The organism is Caballeronia sp. dw_19, from assembly GCF_018449515.1.
Classification (GTDB): Bacteria; Pseudomonadota; Gammaproteobacteria; order Burkholderiales; family Burkholderiaceae; genus Caballeronia.
The window spans coordinates 60,833-81,511 of sequence record NZ_JAAVUQ010000031.1 but is presented as its reverse complement, the minus strand read 5'-3'; the positions used below and the strand labels follow the sequence as shown (position 1 = coordinate 81,511).

At 61.8% G+C, this 20,679-nt stretch carries 17 protein-coding genes; 11 read left to right on the top strand and 6 right to left on the bottom strand.

Annotated features, from left to right (window positions below; translation table 11 throughout):
- Positions 1 to 119 precede the first annotated feature (119 nt).
- Entirely contained in the window at positions 120 to 1,364 is a 1,245-nt protein-coding gene (locus HB376_RS30590; RefSeq protein ID WP_213767410.1) for an MFS transporter, read from the bottom strand.
- Positions 1,365 to 1,694: 330 nt separating this feature from the next.
- On the opposite strand from HB376_RS30590, the gene HB376_RS30585 reads away from it, so the two are divergent.
- The gene (locus HB376_RS30585; RefSeq protein WP_213767409.1) at positions 1,695 to 3,350 is read left to right on the top strand and encodes a methyl-accepting chemotaxis protein; all 1,656 of its coding nucleotides are present in this window, start codon (positions 1,695 to 1,697) and stop codon (positions 3,348 to 3,350) included.
- Positions 3,351 to 3,550: 200 nt separating this feature from the next.
- Positions 3,551 to 4,102, top strand: coding sequence for a hypothetical protein (locus tag HB376_RS30580; protein ID WP_255631640.1), 552 nt, complete (start codon positions 3,551 to 3,553; stop codon positions 4,100 to 4,102).
- On the opposite strand, the gene HB376_RS30575 is transcribed toward HB376_RS30580, so the two are convergent.
- Both HB376_RS30575 and HB376_RS30570 read right to left on the bottom strand, forming a co-directional pair.
- Positions 4,099 to 5,574 carry an HDOD domain-containing protein gene (locus tag HB376_RS30575; RefSeq protein ID WP_213767408.1) on the bottom strand — a complete coding sequence of 492 codons (1,476 nt, stop codon included), beginning with the start codon at positions 5,572 to 5,574 and terminating at the stop codon, positions 4,099 to 4,101. The two genes, HB376_RS30580 and HB376_RS30575, sit on opposite strands and share 4 nt — an antisense overlap.
- A gap of 229 nt (positions 5,575 to 5,803) precedes the next feature.
- On the bottom strand, positions 5,804 to 7,822 hold the full coding sequence (locus HB376_RS30570) for a sensor domain-containing phosphodiesterase (RefSeq protein ID WP_255631639.1): 2,019 nt from the start codon (positions 7,820 to 7,822) through the stop codon (positions 5,804 to 5,806).
- A 637-nt stretch (positions 7,823 to 8,459) separates the two neighbouring features.
- On the opposite strand from HB376_RS30570, the gene HB376_RS30565 reads away from it, so the two are divergent.
- The 3 genes from HB376_RS30565 (at position 8,460) to HB376_RS30555 (ending at position 10,995) form a co-directional block, all read left to right on the top strand.
- Positions 8,460 to 9,800, top strand: a complete 1,341-nt coding sequence (locus HB376_RS30565) for an EAL domain-containing protein (protein ID WP_213767407.1) — start codon at positions 8,460 to 8,462, stop codon at positions 9,798 to 9,800.
- Between the two features lie 117 nt (positions 9,801 to 9,917).
- A complete protein-coding gene (locus HB376_RS30560; protein WP_213767406.1) occupies positions 9,918 to 10,481 on the top strand; it encodes a peroxiredoxin in 564 nt (187 codons plus the stop codon).
- Between the two features lie 28 nt (positions 10,482 to 10,509).
- Positions 10,510 to 10,995 (top strand): hypothetical protein, encoded by a 486-nt coding sequence (locus HB376_RS30555; RefSeq protein ID WP_213767405.1) that lies wholly within the window; start codon positions 10,510 to 10,512, stop codon positions 10,993 to 10,995.
- Positions 10,996 to 11,085: 90 nt separating this feature from the next.
- On the opposite strand, the gene cydB is transcribed toward HB376_RS30555, so the two are convergent.
- Together cydB and HB376_RS30545 are read right to left on the bottom strand one after the other, a co-directional pair.
- Entirely contained in the window at positions 11,086 to 12,093 is a 1,008-nt protein-coding gene (gene cydB / locus HB376_RS30550) for a cytochrome d ubiquinol oxidase subunit II (protein WP_213767404.1), read from the bottom strand.
- A complete protein-coding gene (locus HB376_RS30545; protein WP_213767403.1) occupies positions 12,090 to 13,553 on the bottom strand; it encodes a cytochrome ubiquinol oxidase subunit I in 1,464 nt (487 codons plus the stop codon). Before HB376_RS30545 ends, cydB begins: the two co-directional genes overlap by 4 nt.
- A gap of 436 nt (positions 13,554 to 13,989) precedes the next feature.
- Here HB376_RS30545 and sugE point away from each other — a divergent pair, with 436 nt between their 5' ends.
- The 6 genes from sugE (at position 13,990) to HB376_RS30515 (ending at position 19,903) form a co-directional block, all read left to right on the top strand.
- A complete protein-coding gene (gene sugE / locus HB376_RS30540) occupies positions 13,990 to 14,310 on the top strand; it encodes a quaternary ammonium compound efflux SMR transporter SugE (RefSeq protein WP_213767402.1) in 321 nt (106 codons plus the stop codon).
- 453 nt (positions 14,311 to 14,763) lie between these two features.
- The gene (locus HB376_RS30535; protein ID WP_165092081.1) at positions 14,764 to 15,405 is read left to right on the top strand and encodes a DUF4126 domain-containing protein; all 642 of its coding nucleotides are present in this window, start codon (positions 14,764 to 14,766) and stop codon (positions 15,403 to 15,405) included.
- A 98-nt stretch (positions 15,406 to 15,503) separates the two neighbouring features.
- Positions 15,504 to 18,008 (top strand): FtsX-like permease family protein, encoded by a 2,505-nt coding sequence (locus HB376_RS30530; protein ID WP_213767416.1) that lies wholly within the window; start codon positions 15,504 to 15,506, stop codon positions 18,006 to 18,008.
- A 93-nt stretch (positions 18,009 to 18,101) separates the two neighbouring features.
- The gene (locus HB376_RS30525; RefSeq protein WP_213767401.1) at positions 18,102 to 18,512 is read left to right on the top strand and encodes a group II truncated hemoglobin; all 411 of its coding nucleotides are present in this window, start codon (positions 18,102 to 18,104) and stop codon (positions 18,510 to 18,512) included.
- A 69-nt stretch (positions 18,513 to 18,581) separates the two neighbouring features.
- Positions 18,582 to 19,313 (top strand): alanyl-tRNA editing protein, encoded by a 732-nt coding sequence (locus tag HB376_RS30520; RefSeq protein ID WP_213767400.1) that lies wholly within the window; start codon positions 18,582 to 18,584, stop codon positions 19,311 to 19,313.
- The gene (locus tag HB376_RS30515; RefSeq protein WP_213767399.1) at positions 19,313 to 19,903 is read left to right on the top strand and encodes a DUF924 family protein; all 591 of its coding nucleotides are present in this window, start codon (positions 19,313 to 19,315) and stop codon (positions 19,901 to 19,903) included. The genes HB376_RS30520 and HB376_RS30515 overlap by 1 nt, the downstream gene beginning before the upstream one ends.
- A gap of 12 nt (positions 19,904 to 19,915) precedes the next feature.
- On the opposite strand, the gene HB376_RS30510 is transcribed toward HB376_RS30515, so the two are convergent.
- A complete protein-coding gene (locus tag HB376_RS30510; protein ID WP_213767398.1) occupies positions 19,916 to 20,662 on the bottom strand; it encodes an SDR family oxidoreductase in 747 nt (248 codons plus the stop codon).
- Between the last annotated feature and the right edge of the window lie 17 nt (positions 20,663 to 20,679).

Sequence of the window (20,679 nt, the reverse complement as noted above, 5' to 3'; positions counted from 1 at the left end):
GCCGCCCAAGGTTGTCAAGTGACAACCTTGGGCGGCGCCTGGAACGTCGAAACGAAAACTCGTTTTAGAGTTGCGCGTTCGTCGGTCGAATGTGTGTCCTGCTCACATGACCGTGATCATTACGCTTTAGCCGTTACCATTTTTTCCTTCGCATCCCGGGTATTCGGCAGCAGGATCGTCAGGACTCCGATCAGCGGCAGGAACGAACAAACCTTATAGACATAGTCGATGCTCGTCGCGTCAGCCAGATGGCCAAGGACCGCGGCGCCTATGCCGCCCATGCCGAACGCGAAGCCAAAGAACAGCCCCGCCACCATGCCGACCTTGCCCGGAATCAGTTCGGTGGCATAAACCAGGATGGCGGAGAACGCGGACGCCAGGATCAGCCCGATCACCACTGACAACACGCCGGTCCAGAACAGGTTCGCAAACGGCAGCATGAGCGTGAACGGCGCGACGCCCAGGATGGACACCCAGATCACGACCTTGCGGCCGATCTTGTCACCCACGGGACCGCCCACGATCGTGCCTACCGCCACGGCCGCGAGGAACCAGAACAAATGCACCTGCGCGGTTTCCACCGGCAAATGAAACTTGCTGATCAGATAAAACGTGAAGTAACTGCTGATGCTCGCCAGATAAAAGTACTTCGAGAATACGAGCAGCATCAGGACCGTCATGGCGAGCACCACTTTATTGCGCGGCAATGCCGACACTGCGACCGAAGCACGGGCTTTCTTCACTGCCGGGTGGCGTTGGTACCAGCGGCCAATGTTGGCCAACACGAAGATCGCGAGCAGCGCCGCGGCCGAGAACCACGCAATGCTGCGTTGCCCATGCGGCATCACGACCAGTGCGGCCAGCAAGGGCCCGAGAGAACTGCCCGCATTGCCGCCGACCTGGAACACCGACTGCGCAAGCCCGTGGCGTCCGCCCGACGCCATGCGCGCCACCCGCGAGGATTCAGGGTGAAATATCGACGATCCGCATCCGACCAGCGCCGCCGCTACCAGCAATACCGGGAAACTTCCGGCCATCGACATCAGCAACAAGCCGCACAGCGTAAAACCCATGCCGATCGGCAGCGAATACGGTTTCGGATGTTTGTCGGTATATAAGCCGACCAGCGGTTGCAGCAGCGACGCCGTGATCTGGTAGGTCAGCGTAATCAAGCCGATTTGCCCGAACGACAACGAAAACTCGCTTTTGAACATCGGGTAGATGGCGAGGATCAGCGACTGGATCATGTCGTTGAGCAAATGCGCAAAACTGATCGCGCCGAGCACGGAGAAGGCCGTGCGCGCAACGGCAGGGCTCAGGGCGGGTGCGGCGCCGAGCGCGCTTTTATCGATACTTGTCTGCATGATGATGGCCGGAAGTTGTCTCTCGTCGTATTTCGTTATCGGGTAGAAGCGAGTAGAAGCGGGTCAGAAGCGCCCGGGTGCGCCGTCTCCTGATAATTTTAATGTGTCCTCTACGCATTGTCCGGCCAAAATTTGTCGCGAAACGGACAGCAGTTCGCCCCTGCGTGGAGCCGGTGCGCCCGCTTTTGGTGAGATCGACATGAATTTGTAACATGTAGCAGAAACACATCTAAAGAAGCCTCGTTTCCCGCCGTAGACCATTGATGTAGCCGTGCGCCCCGCCCAAGAAGCAGGCCGCGCGACGCCAATCAAAACTGGGGAATTCAATAGATGAAACCGTTTTCGCAGCTGGGCAATCCCGGCGCCGGATTTATTCCCGACGGCGGCGCCAAGGCCGCCGCCCGGGCGATGGCCAAGATCGCCGGCACGAGCGGACGGTCGTTGTCCGTCAAGGCGTCGCTGCGCCTCGCGTTCGCGTTGCTGCTGGTCGGCACGCTGGTTATCGGCGTGATTGCGCTGACGCAGATCAGCCGTCTCAACGGTTCGACCGAATCCATTTATCGCGAGGGATATGTCGCCAGCCGCGACGTTGAGGAACTGCGCAGCGCCGTGCTGCGCGCGAGCCGCTCGCAAAAGATGCTGCTCACCGCGACCACTGCGAAGGAGCGCGACGAACTCGGCGCGGACATCGAACATGCGCTCGCCGATATAGGCCGCGGACAACATGACCTGCAAAGCTACGCGGACCCCACGGGTGACCAGAAGCGCCTGGCGACCGCCGTTGGCGCGTGGAGCACCGACCTGCGCAGCTTTGTCAAGCTGGTGAAGGAACAACCGCTCGATCTGACGCAGATGAACTGGCAAGTGGGTATTGGGGACGTTTCGCTGCTGGTGGCGACGGGCAAACTGGAAAAGCTCGTGAACGCGCTTATTGAACAGCGTGGCGCGGCGGCCAAGGCGACTATCGAATCGGCGGCTTCCATTTATCACGAATCGTTTGTGATGGTGGCCCTGCTGACGCTCGTGCTGATCGTGCTGGCGTTCGCGGTGAGCGAATGGGTCGTGCGGCGGCTCGCGAAACAGCTCGGCGGCGAACCGGTCTACGCAATGGAAATTGCGAGCCGGATCGCGGCGGGCGACCTGTCGAACCGCATCTCGATCGCGAAGCGCGACAACACCAGCATGCTCCACGCGCTCTCGGGCATGCAGAAGGATTTATCGACGACGGTCGGTGAAATCGCGGCCAGCGCGGAAGCGATCGCGTCGGCGTCCGGCGAAATCTCGCAGGGCAACGTGGACTTGTCGCAGCGCACGGAGCAACAGGCCGTCGCGCTGGAAAAGACGGCGTCGAGCATGGAGGAGTTGACGTCCACCGTACGCCAGAACGCCGAGAACGCTAAGCAGGCGAGTTCGCTGGCTTACAACGCGTCCGAGATTGCTGAGAAGGGCGGCGTGGTGGTCGCACGCGTGGTGGCGACGATGGAGCAGATCAACGCAAGCGCGAAGAGTATTGGCGACATCATCGGGGTGATCGAAGGCATTGCGTTCCAGACCAATATTCTCGCGCTCAATGCTGCCGTGGAAGCGGCGCGCGCAGGCGAAGAGGGGCGTGGGTTCGCGGTCGTCGCGGGCGAAGTGCGCAACCTCGCGCAACGTTCGTCGGCGGCGGCGAAGGAAATCAAGGGCTTGATCCACACGTCGGTGGCGCGTGTTTCCGATGGCTCGACCTTCGCTCACGAAGCGGGCGCTACCATGGAAGAAGTCGTGAGGGCGGTCAAGCGCGTGACGGACATCATGGGCGAGATTTCGGCGGCGTCGGCGGAGCAGAGCAGCGGTATCGAGGAAATCAATCTCGCGGTGACGCAAATGGACGCGGGCACGCAACAGAACGCGGCGCTGGTCGAACAGGCCGCCGCTGCGGCGCAGTCGCTGGATGACCAGGCACATGCGTTGAAACAACTGGTTGGGAAGTTTCAGTTGGCGTGATGTAACGCGGTGTACACGCTGATCGAACGAACGCGGGCTTGCTGAACCGCAAGCCTTTGTTCTAGAATTCGCGACGGGCGCGGCAGGGCGCCCGGTCTCGCGAAAGTGAAAACACCTGTCATGCGTTATCGCTTCATCTGGATAAACCGCAACGTTGAACCTTTAGCCGCAGCGAGAACGGCGCAACAAGGAGAAACGTCATGTGGTCAACATCCTGTCCTCGCTTTGCCAATTCTGAACTCACCAACACCGAATTTCTTCGACGCCACGCGCGCCGGCTGCTTCGTCGCGCTCATGCGGACAGCACGAGCACGGCGATGCCCGTCGTGCGCCGCTTGCTCGCAGCAGGCGTGACCCGCGCCGGGACGCTCGCGGAGCTTCATAAAACGCGCACTGAGGTTCAGCTCAAGCACCTATTGAACATGCTGGCCGTCGAGCTGGGTCATGTCGGCTGGGATGCTTGCAAACCGGTGCTTGATACGCGAGAGCCTGCTGTCATCGATCGATACCGCTTCGATGCCGGCGCTTTCGGCGATTACGAGAAGGTGTGGTTTGCCGGCGCCGGCGCCGCGCGTGAATGGCAGAGCGAGCATGGTGGGTACATCGTGGAGTACGGCGACCAGGGGTGGCGATACTCTGGCGCGAGTGAGGATGGACGCGACGACAAGCGCGAGGACGAACAACTCGCCATCGCGCTGCGGGTTCGTGATCATGAACCCGAAGCGCACCGGCTAAAGCGCAAAAGACGCTAAAGCAACTCCACTTCCTTCCAGTCCGCATTAGAAAAAAAACGGCTCAGTTCTCGCATGAGTTCATTCAGCGCGGACATTTCCGGCTGCGTGATCTTGCGGACGTGCTGCGCTTGTGTCCAGTCGCCATAAAGCATGGCGACGGTCGAGCCGTTCGCCTTCACGGGCAGCAGCACGAACGCGTGGGCATCGCCGAATGAAGGTTTGAACCAGCGCGGCAAGCGGGCTTCAATCCGCGGATCGCGAGCATTTTCGATAAAAATCCCGACCGGGTTCGAGATCGCCAGGTGGAACACATCAGGCTCGAACGCCGCGGAAAATGTCAGCGACGGCAGCAGCCTGTCCACGCCTGCCCCAAGTCCAAGGCGTGCGTGGAACTCATTGTTGGACTGGCGCACGAATACCACGGTGCGCGAAAACGTTAGCCCGGCCAGCACAGCTTCCGACGCCAGCGCAAGCACGGCGCCCAGCGCGTTCTTCGACGGCAGCGAGCGCAAATCCTCAAGCCCCGCGGCAATCCGCGCTTCCGCCGATAACCCCGCGCGCGCGATGGCATCGGCGTCCGCGCGCAGTTCCACGATCTCCCGCATCACGCCGTCGTTCGAGTCCTCGTTCGCAAGCGCGAGACTCATCGCGGCGAGCGTCGAGGCGTCGGTCAGCAACGCGCGGCTGTACCGGTTCGCGATATCCACCAGCGACGACTCGCGATGTGTCCCGTCGACATGCTGCGCGGTGAGCGCATCGGCGACTTCGGTGGAATAGTTGGTGACGGCTTGCAGCCAGCGGACATGGCGCGGCGTTTTTTCATCGATAGGGGCGAGCGGGTCGCGGGTCAGCATGCCGGTACGGATGGTCTCCGGCAGGCGCCAGCGGTCGGCGGCTTCCATGCCGATTTCCTCGAAGGTGACGCCGAGCAACGTGCTGCATGCGAGGCTGTCGCTGATACGCTCGGCCGTGGCCTTGCGGCGCAACTGATCCCACTCGGTCTCGAGATAGAACGCCACCAGCAGCTTGCCGATCTGACGCATCAGCGTGCAGACCACCGCTTCCTCCGAGGCCCGGAACTCGCTGTGCTCGGTCACTTGCCGCGCAACGGTGCCGGACAGCAGCGTGCGATTCAGTTCGAGCTTGGCGTCAATGCGTCGCGGCGCGCTTTGATGAAAGTGATCGACCAGTTTCAGCCCGACCACCAGATGGCCGACCGCGTCCATGCCCAGCACCATCAACGCGCGCGTCACGGTGGTGATGTTGCCGCCGAACGAGATGTACATCGCGGAATTGGCGAGGCGTAACACCTTCTGCGTAAGGCCGAAGTCGGATAGAACGACCTGGACCAGGGCGGTAAAGTCCAGGTCGTCGTCGCTCATTGCGGACACAGTGGTGCGCAGAGCCTGCGAGAGCATCGGAAAGTCTCCGCGCTCGCTCATTTGGCCCCACAGCTTGTCCAGTAATTCGGCTTTGGAATTGCTTGCCATGCGATTGGTGTCAATGCCTTACACGTTCCGGACCGGGTGCCCGGAACGGCTTGAATCGTCGACCTGGGTCGAAGTGTAATGCGCGGAAAAAAGCCTGCATAAACCCCGCATAAACCTCGCATAAACCTTATAACGGCGCGTTCACACGGAAGCTTTACAGCAGACGATTATGAAATGCTGCAATAGTGCCGGTCATTAGCCCCTGCCGGCGCAAAAACGTGACGGTATCTTATAAAGGTGCCTGGAGAAAGAGCGATTTATCCTGAAAGCAACGCATCAGGTCGCCGGCGGGCAGGGCTTTGCTGATCAGCCATCCCTGGATCTGATCACAGCCCATCTCGATCAGCAGTTCGCGCTGCGCCTCCGTCTCCACGCCTTCCGCCACGAGTTCGAGCCCCAGCGATTTTGCCAGGCCCACGACCGCGGCCACAATGGCCCGGTTGTTACGCGAGGTCAGCAGGTTTTCGATGAAGCTGCGATCGATCTTCAGCTTCGACAGCGGGAAGCGCTGCAGATAGGACAGGCTGGAATAGCCGGTGCCGAAGTCGTCGACGGCGAACGCAATGCCCAGCGCCGCCAGCGTTTCGAGCAGGCGGGTCGCTTCTTCCGGATCATGCATCAGCAGGCTTTCCGTGATTTCGAATACCAGCCGGCGCGGATCGAGGCCGGTCAGTTGCAGCGCGTCTTTCACGTTCTGCGTAAAACGCTTGTCGCGGAATTGCTGCGGCGAGACGTTCACCGAGACATAGTCCAGCACGAAACCTTCGCTGTCCCATTGCATCAGTTGCATGCACGCGGCCTTGAGCACCCAGTTGCCAAGATAGTTGATCAGGCCGATCGATTCCGCGAGCGGAATGAAAGCTGCCGGGGGAACGAGGCCGTGCACCGGATGCTGCCAGCGGATCAGCGCTTCGACGCCGACCACGCCGCCGCCGCGGCTTTCGGTGATCGGCTGGAAGTGCAGCGAAAACTCGCCGTTGCGCACGCCTTCGTAAAGATCGCCTTCCAGGTTCAGGCGCGCGGCGTTGCGGGGATCGTTGTCGGGAACGTGGAACACGACAATATTGCCGCCCGAGGTCTTCGCCTGCGCCAGTGCGTGGTCGGCCATGCGCAGCAGGCTGCTGCTGGCTTGCTCGACTTCATCGGGGAAGATGGCGGCTCCAATGCTCGCCGACAAATGCGTATGTTGTCCGCCGTACCGGTAGGGTTGCGCAATCGCGCTCAACACTCGTCGCGACACATCTTCGGCCGCCGCGGCCGCTTCGGCTGAGGTGCCTGCCGAGAACAGCACGGCGAATTCGTCGCTGGCCACGCGCGCCACGCGTTCGCCGGCGCGTGCTGCATGCTGTATCCGGCGGGCGGTCTCGCGCAGCATGTCGTCGCCGGCGTCGTAGCCGAGTGCGCAATTAATGCGCTGGAAATCGTCGATATCCACCAGCAGCAACGCCGCATGCGTGCGCGTGTGAACGGCCTCGGCCTGGGCGGCATCGAGCGCGCTTTTCAGCGCTGTCAGGTTCTCGAGGCCCGTCAGCGAATCGTGATGCAGCGCGTGTCGCAGGGCGGTTTCGCGGTCGTGCCAATGCGAAATCTCAAACGCGGCGAGTGCGAAGCCGGGCAGATCCGGCGTGTGCGTTGCGAGGACCCGCAGTTCGACGAGGATCGGCGTGGTCAAGGATTTCAGCAGATGCAGCGTCGCGGTCTCCAACTTGCCGCTTTGCTGCGCGCGCGCGACGAGCGCATCGAGTTCATCGGTTTCCTGCGAGGGCACCAGCTCGTGCAACGTGAGCGAGCTCAGGTAGTCGCGGTGATAACCGAGGAACTCGATGCTCCCCGCCGATACATAGCAAAACCGCAGCGACGCATCCACTTGCGCCAGGAAATCGACGGCGGCGAGGGTGGCTTCCGTGGCGATGCTTGGGGCGGGCTCAGCTTCATTCACCGCCGCCGGATGCAGCAGGTGAAGCGGCGCGGGCGAAGCCGAAGCCGGGACAGTCCATCCTGTTTTCGTCTCCCGTGCACGGTGCGGCATCGTCCCGGGGAGGGGGAGCGGCAGAGGCAGAGGGTCACCTCGGCTACCCGTGGCCAGCACGGGCGCAGGCGTGGCTTCCACTGTAGCGAACCTGACGATGCAGCCTGGCAACGTGGTCGCGATCAACGTCCTGACAGTCGCGCGCACGGCGGCGCTGGTTTGGCCGGCTAGGGCGATCCATGCACTCAGGCGCTGGGCGGTGATCCGTTTTACTGGCATGTTTCGGTTATAGCCTGTCTGATTGCGCGCCGGGCCGGTAGGGGCGCGGCGCACGCTGTCCGGCCGAGCGCGCTGCATCGGGAATATGCTGACGATGGTCCGGTAATGCGGGCGTGAGCCACCGGAAGATCCGGTAACCGCGACTCGGACGCGTTCTTTGCAAGTTAACGGTTATGCCCCGAAATTCTTTAGGGCAATAGCGGAGCGTCCGCGAGCCACGGCCCCGGCGGGTTTGACGCAATTTGTCGGTATCGCGATTTGGGGTAGAGTGCGCGTTGATAGTTGCAAATTCTGAACCGGTCAGTTGGTCCGTCGAGCGTTGTGTCGAGCTATCGTCTGGCTGTTGTCCGACCGCTTATCGCGCTCCTTGGTGTTTGTAATTGTGTTTGTAAGTTTGATCTTTAAGCCAATCTCTCAAGCTGGTTGTTTGAGCTAACCGCTGTCTGGTCGCCCCATTCAGTCAACACCGTTCCATTGCTGCACTCCATGATCGCGTCCCCAAGCCGATTGCCGAAGCCGGCCCTGAAGCCAGGCGTATTGAACGCGCTGAACGCACGCATTGTGTCGTGCGAGGTCTCGGCGACGGCCGGCCACCGCATTGAGCCTGCGGTCTTGCATGAACACAGCAGGTCCATTCATGCCGGTTGATCGGAACCCGGTCCGGCGCGCCGCGCGCAACGCCGTGGGCAGTCCTGCGGCGAAGACCAAGGCCAAGCTTGCAGCGCCCGGTCTTCGCGAGCCGGAAAGTGTCTATCTCGGCCGCCAGCCGATCATCGATCGCGACGGTGCGCTGCATGCGTACGAACTGCTTTTTCGCGACAGTCCGGATAATCGCGCGCGCATTTTCGATGACGTGCAGGCCACTGCCCACGTTGTCACGCGAACGGTTGGCGAGATCGGTTTGTCGGCGGTGCTGGGCGATTACCGCGGCTACGTGAACATGAACCGCGACCTGCTGTTTGACGACATCGTTCATATCATGCCGCCCGAGCGTTTCGTGCTCGAGATTCTGGAAACCGTCACCTTCGACGCCAAGCTTTTCAAGCGCTGCGCCCAGTTGCGCGCGGCAGGCTTCCAGTTCGCACTCGACGACGTCGTGTCGCTCACCCAACCCCTGCACGAGGCGTTGCCTTACGTGGATTACGTGAAGGTCGACTTCCTTGCCGCCCGGCGTGCCGATCTGCCCGAACTCGCGGCAACGCTCAAGCAACATGGCAAGACGCTGATCGCAGAAAAGATCGAAACGCATCAGGATTTCGAAGACGCCCGCAAGCTCGGCTTCGATCTCTTTCAGGGTTACTTCTTCGCTCGTCCGCAAGTGCTTGTCACGCGTCGCTCGAATCCGTCGCGCACGGCATTGCTGCGTCTTCTGGGCGTGCTGTCGGGCGAACCTGATATCAGCGAACTCGAGGCCGAGCTGAAGCTCAATCCGAACGTGGTCGCGCAGTTGCTGCGGCTGGCCAATTCGAGCGCGTTCAAATTGAGCCGGCCGGTGTCGACGTTGCGCGAGGCCATTGCCGCGACCGGCATCCGGCAGATTTCGCGCTGGACCCAGTTGTTGCTCTATGCTGATGGCCGTCACCTGCCGTGGCGCTCGGATCCGCTGGTACAACTGGTCGGGACACGCGCGCGTTTCATGGAACTGGCGGCGCGTGTCATGCGGCCATCGAGTGAGGAATTCGCCGATGCCGCCTTCATGACGGGCATCTTTTCGCTCGTGCATGTGGTGGTCGATTTGCCGCCGGTCGAGATCATGGATCTGCTGAAGTTATCGAAAGAAATGGGTGCTGCGATCGTCGATGGCCGCGGTCCGCTCGGTGCGCTGTTGCGACTCTCGCAGGCGGCGGAAAGAGGCGATGCACCCGAGCTCGATTCAAACATTGGTTCAGGCGTGGATTTCGAGGTGTTGACCCCGGCTGTGCTCGCCGATCTCCAGTTCGAGGCGGCTACGTGGTTCGGCGCGCATCGGGTGGAGTAGGTATTGTAGGTATTGCGGTTGCTGCGTTTGCTGCGTCAGTGGGTCGTCCCCGGGGCTGTTCCGGGTTGTTCCGTTGTTCGTCCTGTCGTGCGCGCGTCACGAAAATAGAGGAGTCTCATGAAGCGAAAATTTGCTGGGAGAATGCTGGGTGTGTCCCTGGGCGCAGCGTTGGCGGTGTACGCGCTGGTGGCTTATGCAACCCTGAAGCCCGGCGATCATGCGCCGGTGTTCACAGCGCAGGCGTCGCTTGGCGGCAACGTCTACAAGTACTCGCTCGCGGACGAACTGAAGAAGGGGCCCGTGGTCCTTTACTTTTATCCGGCTGCGTTCACGAAGGGCTGCACGATCGAGGCGCACGAGTTTGCTGATGCCGTCGATGAATACAAGGCCCTCGGCGCCACGGTGATTGGCGTGTCGCACGATAACATCGACACGTTGAAGAAGTTTTCGGTGAGCGAGTGCCGGAGTAAATTCCCGGTCGCGGCCGACGGCGATGCGAAGATCATCAAGCAATACGATGCGACCATGCCGCTGGTCAGTACCATGGCCAATCGCGTGTCATACGTGATTGCGCCGGACGGTACCGTGATCTATGAATATACGAGCCTGTCGCCGGACAAGCATGTGGCGAACACGTTGCAGGCGCTGAAAGACTGGAACGAGAAGCACAAGACCCAATAACGTAACCAGTCCTGTAAGGTTTTGATCGATGCCGATTATTGTTGCGCTCGTTGTTCTGGTTGCCGTGATCTACGGTGCGTTCTGGTCGTTTCACGCGTTATCGGCGGCGTTTGGTGTGAGTGTTGCGATTGGCATGGCGGTGATCGCGGGGCTGGTAGTGGTGAGCATTGCTGTGTATTTCTGGCTCCGGTGGAAGGAAGTCGCGCCGAATGTTCACGACGGTGACTGGACGCATGAACTCAAGCGGGATTGGGGCGGCGTGCGGCTCGCGGCGGCGAAGCGGTTGTGCGAAGTGCGGGTAGGCGGGCAGGTCGGCATGTATATTTTTGCGGACCTGCATGGAGCGCGGATGGAACCGGGCGCGTCAGGCGCGTCGGCAACAACGGGCGCCTGGCAAGTCGCGCTGAATGTGAAGGATACGACGCAGCCGCGCTGGAATTTGCCGATGCAGGATCGGCGCGAGGCGCACAAGTGGTGCCGGATTTTGGACAAGGCCGCCGCTCAGACTTTGTAACGGGCTGCTCGTTCGGGTCAGCGTTTAGTCAGTCCAGGTACGGTTCCTGGCCGAATCCGGACTGACTCACTGCCGAAAGCGGAGGGTGCGCTACATGTGATATCCCATGTCACCGCGCACTTTGCCGCGAAACACCCAATACGACCACACCACATAAAGCACGATAACGGGTAGCAGGAACATCGTCCCGATCAGCAGGAACTGCTGCGAAAGGGGCGTCGTGGACGCATCCCACAACGTCACCGACGGTGGCGCGATGAAAGGCCAAAGGCTGATCACAAGACCTGTGAAGGCCAGGAAGAACAACCCGATCGAGCACATGAACGGGACCACTTCCTTGCGTTTCTCCAGCGCCGACCACAACGTCCAGACCAGCAACACCGTCAGCACCGGCACCGGCGCGAACACGAAGCTATTCGGAAAGCTGAACCAGCGTGCCGATATACGGGCGTCCTTCAGTGGCGTCCAGATACTGATCAGCAAGATAAACGCGATGACACCGAACAGCACTTTCTTCGCCATGCCTCGGGCCCATTCCTGCAACTCGCCTTCCGTTTTAAGCACGAGCCAGGTCGTGCCCTGCAGCGCGTAGCCGAAAATCAGCCCGGCGCCCGTCAGCAGCGGAAACGGCGCAAACCAGTCCCAGCTCGTGCCGGCAAACACGCGCCCGTGAATGGGAAAGCCCTGCATGAACATGCCGAGCACAACGCCCTGCGAGAACGTCGCGATCAGCGAGCCGTACCCGAACGCGCCATCCCAGATCCACTTGCGCGCGCCGACCACTTCGCGGAATTCAAACGCCACGCCGCGAAAGATCAAGCCCAGCAGCATCAGCAAGATCGGGAAATAAACCGCCGGCACGATGATCGCGAACGCCAGCGGAAAGACCGCGAGCAAGCCACCGCCGCCAAGGATCAGCCAGGTTTCGTTGAAGTCCCAGACCGGGGCGACGGAGTTGATCATCAACTGGCGTTCAACGGGGTCCCGACGCAGCAGGAACACCATGCCCACGCCGAGATCGAAGCCGTCGAGCAGCACGTACATGAATACCGCGAGCGCGAGGATGGCGGCCCACATCGGTACGAGGTCGAGCATCATGATCTCCTGGAAGGGGGAACGACGTCGTCCGGGCCGACGGGTTTGACCGCGCCCGCGCCGCCCGATGCATTGGCAGATGCCGCCGATAACGGCCGCGCCGCGCGCGTTTCCGGTTGCAGGAGGTCGCTGTCGGTATCGGCGTGTTCGTCGGAGGGGCCGATCCGCACGAGTCGTCGCAGCAGGATGAAGCCCGAGCCGAAGATGACGATATACGCCAGCACGTAAAGCAGCCACGAGAGCCCGACATCGCCGGCTGTCAGCGACGGCGTGACCGAGTCGCTGGTGCGCATCAGTCCATACACGGTCCACGGCTGGCGGCCGGCTTCGGTCGTCGTCCATCCTGCCAGCACGGCGATAAACCCGAGCGGCATGCCATACGTCGCGCAACGCAGCCATCGCGGACTCGTCTCAAGCTTGCCGCGTGCGAACAGCACGATGCCGGAGAGCACCAGCGCGAACATCAGCAACGCGATACCGACCATGATCCGGAACGCGAAGAACACCACCGCCACGTTCGGCCTGTCCTCACGCGGGAAGTCCTTCAGGCCGCGTACCGTGCCGTTCGGATCATGCGTGAGGTAGATGCTGCCGAGCACAGGTATCGAAATTTCGAAATCGTTGCGCTCGTTGGCCTGGTCGGGAATAGCGAAGAGTGCGGCGGGCACGCGCGAACCGGTGTTCCACAGACCTTCCATCGCCGCGATCTTGGCCGGCTGATGTTCGAGCGTGTTGAGACCGTGTGCATCGCCGATAACCATCTGAACCGGCACCATGATCACGAGAAAGATCAGCGCCATCTTGGTCATCACGCGGCTTTCCTCAAGCGCGCGACCTTGCCGCAAATAAAGCGCGCCTACGCCGAGAATCACGAACGCAGCCGTCACCAGGAAGGCGCTGACCGTATGGCCGAGACGGTAAGGAAAGGAGGGCGTGAAAATGGCGTCGAAGAAACTCGTCACTTCGAAGCGGCCGTCGGGAAGGATCTTGTAGCCCGCCGGCGTCTGCATCCAGCTATTCACCGCGAGAATCCAGAACGACGAAATCACCGTCCCCGACGCGACAAAAACCGCTGCGAGCACGTGCGCCCATTGCGGCACGAGCTTGCGCCCAAACAACAGGACGCCGAGGAATGCAGCTTCGAGAAAGAACGCTGTCAGCACCTCGTAACCCATTAGCGGGCCGATCACGCTCGCGGTGGCATCGGTGAACCGGCTCCAGTTGGTGCCGAACTGGAACGGCATCACGATCCCCGACACCACGCCCATGCCGAATGAAACCGCGAATATCTTCAGCCAGAACGCAGAAAGCCGCCTGTACACGTCCCGTTTGCTTATCCACCAGAGCAATTCAAGCGTTGCGATAAAACACGATAACCCGACCGTAAAGGCGGGCAACAGGATGTGAAACGCAATCACCCAGGCAAACTGGAAACGGGATAGCAAAACGGCATCGAACGCCATGAACACTCCGCGCGAGAAGTTTCAAATGGGTTGATTCAGCGGCACGTCAGCGTTGTGCCGTGCTCGTTGTAGCGGTGTTTCACGCATCAACTGCTGCGTACTGGTTTAGATTAAAGCAGGTTTTCGTGAAAGGACGTTTTTATTTCGCGTTGTCCTTTGAGAATGCATTCACTGCTCGAACGGATTGGCGGAGCGCATAAAGGCATTCGCAGCAAGGCCGCTGCGGGTTATTTCAGCTTTTCGTATTTCTTATATGTTGACGCGAAAAGTGGCGTAAAAGGCGCTGAAATCGGCTCGAATACCGGTAGATTGTGGTCGACCGCAAGCGGCTCATTCGGTCTATTGTTATAATTACACTTCTATTACATGCCGCAAGGACGACCTTGCGCGCCTCAGTCACATCGGGGACGGCCCCGTTTTTCGACGGGAGTTTCTTGTGTCCTGGTTTCTATTGCTGATCGCGGGCCTGCTTGAAGTGGCGTGGGCCGCGGGTCTCAAAACCTCCGAAGGTTTCACACGGCTCTGGCCGTCGGTGTTCACGCTGGTCACAGCCACCGGCAGCTTCGTGCTGCTGGCGCTGGCGATGCGCCAGTTGCCGTTGGGTACGGCTTACGCCGTGTGGACGGGTATCGGCGCGATTGGCGCGTTTGTGTTTGGAATTGTCATGCTGGGCGAAGCGCTGACGGTTGCGCGAGTCGCGAGCGCTGCACTGATCGTGGTCGGGTTGATTGGATTGAAAGTATCGTCAGGACATTAAATCCGACGATTTAGCGCATTGCAGCGGCCTTTTGTCACGGCCCATTCCCGACCTATTCCTGGATCATTAAAGGGATCGCAAAAATGACCGTTAAAGAGTACAAGGCGGAGTTCAGGGCCGCGCGTGCTGCGATTTCCTGATTAAGGGCTGAATCAGGAACGTTGGATGCTGTACACGTCGACATATGGCGCAATGCATCAACGCGCTGCGCGTGGCTATAATGACTTTCAGTTGTCTTGAAAAATTCACCGGGTTCGGCAGTCTTTTCGTCAGGTGAACCCGGAACAGCGCCAGAATAAGGTGGGCCGGGTCAATACCGGGCCTACCGGGCCGCATCCATTTATCCCCAGCCCGTCGCCGGGCAGCTTACGGCGGGTCAGGCATTCGTAGCCAGATGTGCCGGAATCTGCCCGGCGCTCGGGCACGGGGCGAGCAGCGCGCAAGGAGACGGTAATGCTTGAAGCACTTTCGCTGGCAGCGGGTCTTTCGTGGGCCAGCGGGCTGCGACTGTACCTGACGGTGTTCGTCGCGGGGCTGTTCGAGCGCATGGGACTGGTCCACTTACCCGACACCCTCGCGGTGCTGGGTTCTCCGTGGGTGATCGGCGTGGCGGCAGCGCTCGCCGTGGTCGAGTTTTTCGCCGATAAAATCCCCGCCTTCGACTCCCTCTGGGATGCCATCCACACCTTCATTCGCATCCCTGCCGGCGCCGTGCTGGCCGTTGGCGCGTTCGGTCACGCCGATCCGGCGCTGCTGACTGTTGCCGCGCTCGCCGGCGGTACGCTTGCGGGCGCCGCGCATCTGGCCAAAGCCGGCACGCGGGCGCTGATCAATTTATCGCCGGAACCGGTGTCGAACTGGGTGGCATCGGCGACCGAGGATTTCGGCGCGTTGCTGGGAATCACGCTCGCGTTGTTCGTGCCGCTGCTGTGCCTGGTCCTGATCATCGCGTTCCTGTTGTGTGCCGGCTGGGCGTTGCCACGGCTCGTAAGAGGCGTGCGCGGTGGCTTCGGGCGGATGGCCAAGCACATGGTGCCCAGCGTCAGCGCACGGGTGAATCCGGGCGTCGGCCGGTTCAGGAGCAAGCACGATTGAGTACGAGTAGCCTGGGCGGCGAGTTGAAGCGGGATCCGAAGCAGGATTCCAAGCAGCAAGGACTGAGCTTCACGCAGATTGCGCGCCAGTCGTTGCGAATGACCGCGCGCGACTGGCGTGCGGGCGAGTTGACCATGCTCATCCTGGCGCTCGTGCTCGCGGTTGCTGCGCTCGCGAGTGTCGGGTTTCTCGGCGACCGGATGCGCCAGGGGCTGGAGCGGGATGCGCGGCAGATGATTGCTGCGGATTTTGTCGTTCGCGCCGATCATCCGGTCGATCCCGCGTTCGCCGCGGAAGCGGCTCGACTCAACCTTGAGACCGCGACCACCGCGATTTTTCCCAGCATGATCAGCGCGGGCGTTTCGGGAAATGCGTCCGCCACGCCTGTTGCCCGTCTGGCGGCGTTGAAGGCCGTTTCGCCAGGGTATCCGCTGCGCGGCGCGGTGAGCATTGCGACTGCTGTCGATCAGCCCGGCACGCCCACCACCTCCATTCCCGCGCCCGGCACTGTCTGGGTCGACCCTGCGTTGCTCGATGCGTTGAAAGTGCCTGTCGGCGGCACCGTCCGCGTCGGTACGCGCGCGTTCAAGGTGGCGGCGGTCATCACGCGCGAACTCGATCGCGGGTTCTCGTTCGTCAGCTTTTCGCCGCGCCTGATGATGCGCTCCGATGAACTCGCGTCCACCGGCCTCGTCACGTTCGGCAGCCGCGTGACCTATCGGTTGCTGGTGGCGGGACCGGATGCGCAGGTCAAGCAGTTCGCCACGTTCGCCCGCGCAAAAGTGGACGATGGCAAGCTGCGCGGCGTCGCGCTCGAATCGTTGCAGGACGGCCAGCCGCAAGTGCGTCAGACCATCGACCGCGCCAGTCATTTCCTCACGCTCGTCTCGCTGCTCACCGCGCTGCTCGCGGCGGTTGCCATCGCCATGGCCTCGCACCGTTTCGCGCGTCGTCATCTGGACGGCTGCGCGGCCATGCGCTGTCTCGGCGTGAGCCAGGGGACGTTGCGGGCTTTGTTTGTCGGCGAATTCCTGGCTGTTGGGTTGCTTGGCAGCGCGGCGGGTGTGGTGCTCGGCTTTGGCGGCCATCTAGTACTGCTGGACTGGCTTGGAACGCTCGTCGATGTCGAATTGCCGCCGCCCAGCGTCTGGCCCGCGTTGCAGGGGATTGCGACTGGACTGGTGCTGTTGCTTGGTTTCGCTGTGCCGCCGTTGCTGCCGCTTACGCGCGTGCCGCCGGTCCACGTCATTCGCCGGGAACTCGGCGATGCCGGCCGGGTAGCGTGGATCGCTTACGGCGTGGGCGTGCTGCTGTTCGCCGGCCTGCTCGTGCTCGCGGCGGGCGAATGGAAACTGGGCGGGATCGTGGCGGGGGGATTCGCGGGCGGTCTGGTGGTGTTTGGCGGTATTGCACGCGTGGCGCTTTGGGCGGCCGCCCGGTTCGTTCGCAGCGAACGCGTGGGCGCGGGAGTGGGCTGGCGGTACGCGCTGGCGTCGCTGGAGCGGCGCAGCGGCGCGAGCGCGCTGCAGATCACGGCGCTCGGCATCGGCCTGATGTGCCTGCTGCTCATTGCGATGACGCGCAGCGACCTGATTGCGGGCTGGCGGCAATCGACGCCGCCGGACGCACCGAACGAATTTCTCATCGATGTCCAGCCCGACCAGCGCGCCGGCGTCGCCGATTACCTCTCGCAACATGGCCAGGCCGACGCGGTGTTGTCGCCGATGGTGCGCGGTCGCCTGATCGCCGTGAACGGCAAGCCGGTCAGTCCCGACAACTACGAAAAGGCCGACGCAAAGCGTCTGGTGGACCGCGAGTTCAACCTCTCGTACACCACCGAACTACCCAGCGATAACCGCGTGGTCGGCGGCGACTGGTACGGCACGGACGCAAAGGCGCAGGTATCGATAGAACAGGGGCTCGCGAAGATCATCCACGTGAAACTCGGCGATACGCTGCGTTTCGACGTCGCCGGCATGCAGGTCGAAGGGCCAGTCACGAGCCTGCGCAAGGTTGACTGGAATTCGTTCAAGGTGAATTTCTTTGTGCTGATGCCGCCGCCGTCCATCAGCGATCTGCCCGCCACGTTCATCACCAGTTTCCATTTGCCGCCGGGGCAGCAGGGTTTGATCGATGGCTTGATCAACAAGTATCCGAGCGTGACCGCCATTGATATCGCGCCGATTCTCGCGCAGATCCAGCGCGTGCTGGAGCAGGTAATAGGCGCTGTGCAGTTCCTGTTCGTCTTCACGCTCGCGGCGGGCGTGCTCGTGTTGTACGCGGCGCTGGCCGGCACGCGCGACGAGCGTGTGCACGAGTCCGCGTTGCTGCGCGCGCTCGGGGCGTCGCATAAGCAGGTGCGCTCGGTGCAGACTGCGGAGTTCGTGGCAGTGGGCGCATTGAGCGGGCTGATGGCGGCGCTTGGCGCACAGGGAATCGGCTGGGTGCTGGCGACGTACGTGTTCGAGTTTCACATCGATTTCAACCCGTGGCTCGTGCCGGCGGGCATTGTGGCGGGTGTCGTGTGTTCGGGCGTGGGCGGCTGGATGAGCCTGCGCCGCGTACTGTCGCGGCCGGCGCTGCAATCGTTGCGGGATGCCTGACCGAGGCCCGGATAACGCGTGGCCGTGCGTCACCCGCCAAACACCAGACGAACCCCGCAGCGCTCCTTCCCCCGATAACCCCAAAGAAAACGCATGACCGAAGCAAATATTGAACAAGCGCCGCAACCCACGGCATTTGAACTCGTTGGCGGCGAGGAGCGCGTGCGTGCGCTCGTCGACCGGTTCTACGATCTGATGGATCTCGAACCGGACTTCGCGGCTTTGCGCGCATTGCATCCTCCCACGCTCGAGAATTCCCGCGATAAATTCTTCTGGTTCCTGTGCGGCTGGATGGGCGGCCCGGACCATTACATCAGCCGCTTTGGCCATCCGCGTTTGCGTGCTCGCCATATGAACTTCGCGATTGCATCGCCGCAACGGGATCAATGGCTGCGCTGCATGGCGTGGGCAATGGAAGATACCGGCCTCGACGCGCCCTTGCGTGAACGCCTCCTCACATCCTTCTTCGATACCGCCGACTGGATGCGCAACCGCCCGGGCTAAGGAGGCTTGGCGGGCCGCCCGCATAATACGGGTTCATTTTCAGCCGGTGACAGACCAGGAGATTTCCCCATGAGTACACGCGCGTTGTTTCGCGAGGACGCCTATTTGACGCGCTGCGAGGCGTCGATCACGGCTATCGACGAGCTTGGTATCCATCTCGATCAAACCGTGTTTTATCCGCTGGGCGGCGGTCAGGCCGGTGATGCCGGATCGCTGACGCTTGCTGACGGCACGCGCATCGAAATAACGGACACCCGCAAGGCCAAGTTCGAAGGCGCGACGCCCGATGACGCCATCCACGTGCCCGCGCCGGATCAGGACGCGCTGCTCGCGAAGCTGAACGTAGGCGATCGGGTGACAGCCGAGATCGATTGGGAGCGCCGTTACCGGCACATGCGCCTGCACACGGCGACGCATCTGCTGTGCGCGGCATTACCCTATCCCGTCGATGGCTGCAGCATCACCAGCGGCTACGCGCGCATGGACTTCGCGACGGTCGAACCGATCGAACGCGAGGCGCTGGAAACGCGCTTGCGTGAGCTGATTGGCGGCGCGCATCCGGTGGCGACCGAGTGGATCACCGACCAGGAAATGGAAGAGCGTCCTGAGCTCGTGCGCACCATGAGCGTGAAGCCGCCGGCCGGCATGGGGCGTGTGCGTTTGTTGCGCATCGAAGGTATTGATTTGCAGCCGTGCGGCGGCACGCATGTGCGTAACACGAGCGAGATCGGTGAGCTGCGGATCGCGAAGGTGGAGAAGAAAAGTGCACGCACGCGGCGTCTTGTGATCGAGTTTGCGTGATGCTCGACGCACGCGCTCAAGCGGTGCTCGACGCGTGGTTCGGTGCGCCAGATTCGGCGGAGTACGGTCACGCGCGCCGTGCCTGGTTCAAGAAGAATGCGACCTTCGATGCCATGCTTCACGAGCGCTTCGGCGCTTTGATTGAGGAGGCATTGGAAGGTCGGCTTGCATCGTGGTGCGCTACACCGCTCGGCGCGCTGGCATTGATCGTGGTGCTCGACCAGTTCACCCGTAATTGTTTTCGCAACACGCCGCGTGCATTCGCCGGTGACGCCGAAGCATTAAAGCTGGCTCACATGCTGGTCGATACGCGCGGCGAGCTCACGTTGCCGACGATTCATCATCGCGTGTTCGTGACCATGCCGTTCGAGCACGACGAGACGCTGGCAAGCCAGCGTGAAGCCGTGCGTCTGCACCAAGCACTCTTCGATGAAACCGGCGACAAGGACGTCGAAGACGGGCTGAAATACGCGCTGCGCCATGCCGAAGTGATCGAGCGGTTTGGCCGCTTTCCGCATCGCAACGTTATCCTCGGCCGCGAATCAACAGCCGAAGAACGCGCATGGCTCAAGCAGAAGGGCGGTTTTTAGCGTCCAAACGTTTTAACGCCCGCCCGCCACGTCGAGCAATGCGCCGGTCACATACGCCGACGCATCGGACAACAGCCACACAATCGATTCCGCCACTTCATTCGCCGTACCGGGCCGCCCCAGCGGCGCGAGCGAGCCCAGCTGTGCTGCACGATCGGGCTTGCCGCCGCTTGCGTGAATCTCGGTATCGATCAGACCAGGCCGGACGGCATTCACGCGCACGCCTTCCGGACCTAGTTCTTTTGCGAGGCCGATCGTCAAGGTATCGATGGCGCCTTTCGACCCTGCGTAGTCCACGTACTCGTTCGGCGACCCAAGCCGCGCTGCCGCGGACGACACATTGACGATCGACCCGCCCCGTCCGCCGCGTTTGGTCGACATGCGCCGCGCCGCTTCACGCGCGCAGAGATACGCGCCGAGCACGTTGGTATCGAAGACGCGTTTCATGCGCGCGATGTCCATGTCGGCCAGCGCGGAACCCGGCGCGACAATGCCCGCGTTGTTCACGAAACCGTCGATAGGACCGAACGCGCGCACGGTTGCATCGAATAGGGCTATCACGTCGGCTTCTTCGCAGACATCGCCCTGGATTGCGATCGCCTGGCCACCGGCGGCTTGCGCGCGGGCGACGGTTTCATCGGCGGCGCTGCGGTTGGTCGCGTAATTCACGCCGATCGACCAGCCACGCGCCGCGCACAGCAAAACGGCGGCACGGCCAATGCCGCGGCTGCCGCCTGTGATCAGCACTACCTTCGACATCGTCAAATTCTCCGTTG

Bases quoted from the DNA above. Each gene is read 5' to 3' on its own strand.
- HB376_RS30590 (WP_213767410.1), bottom strand. From the start codon at position 1,364: ATGCAGACAAGTATCGATAAAAGCGCGCTCGGCGCCGCACCCGCCCTG.
- HB376_RS30585 (WP_213767409.1), top strand. From the start codon at position 1,695: ATGAAACCGTTTTCGCAGCTGGGCAATCCCGGCGCCGGATTTATTCCC.
- HB376_RS30580 (WP_255631640.1), top strand. From the start codon at position 3,551: ATGTGGTCAACATCCTGTCCTCGCTTTGCCAATTCTGAACTCACCAAC.
- HB376_RS30575 (WP_213767408.1), bottom strand. From the start codon at position 5,574: ATGGCAAGCAATTCCAAAGCCGAATTACTGGACAAGCTGTGGGGCCAA.
- HB376_RS30570 (WP_255631639.1), bottom strand. From the start codon at position 7,822: ATGCCAGTAAAACGGATCACCGCCCAGCGCCTGAGTGCATGGATCGCC.
- HB376_RS30565 (WP_213767407.1), top strand. From the start codon at position 8,460: ATGCCGGTTGATCGGAACCCGGTCCGGCGCGCCGCGCGCAACGCCGTG.
- HB376_RS30560 (WP_213767406.1), top strand. From the start codon at position 9,918: ATGAAGCGAAAATTTGCTGGGAGAATGCTGGGTGTGTCCCTGGGCGCA.
- HB376_RS30555 (WP_213767405.1), top strand. From the start codon at position 10,510: ATGCCGATTATTGTTGCGCTCGTTGTTCTGGTTGCCGTGATCTACGGT.
- cydB (WP_213767404.1), bottom strand. From the start codon at position 12,093: ATGATGCTCGACCTCGTACCGATGTGGGCCGCCATCCTCGCGCTCGCG.
- HB376_RS30545 (WP_213767403.1), bottom strand. From the start codon at position 13,553: ATGGCGTTCGATGCCGTTTTGCTATCCCGTTTCCAGTTTGCCTGGGTG.
- HB376_RS30535 (WP_165092081.1), top strand. From the start codon at position 14,764: ATGCTTGAAGCACTTTCGCTGGCAGCGGGTCTTTCGTGGGCCAGCGGG.
- HB376_RS30530 (WP_213767416.1), top strand. From the start codon at position 15,504: ATGACCGCGCGCGACTGGCGTGCGGGCGAGTTGACCATGCTCATCCTG.
- HB376_RS30525 (WP_213767401.1), top strand. From the start codon at position 18,102: ATGACCGAAGCAAATATTGAACAAGCGCCGCAACCCACGGCATTTGAA.
- HB376_RS30520 (WP_213767400.1), top strand. From the start codon at position 18,582: ATGAGTACACGCGCGTTGTTTCGCGAGGACGCCTATTTGACGCGCTGC.
- HB376_RS30515 (WP_213767399.1), top strand. From the start codon at position 19,313: ATGCTCGACGCACGCGCTCAAGCGGTGCTCGACGCGTGGTTCGGTGCG.
- HB376_RS30510 (WP_213767398.1), bottom strand. From the start codon at position 20,662: ATGTCGAAGGTAGTGCTGATCACAGGCGGCAGCCGCGGCATTGGCCGT.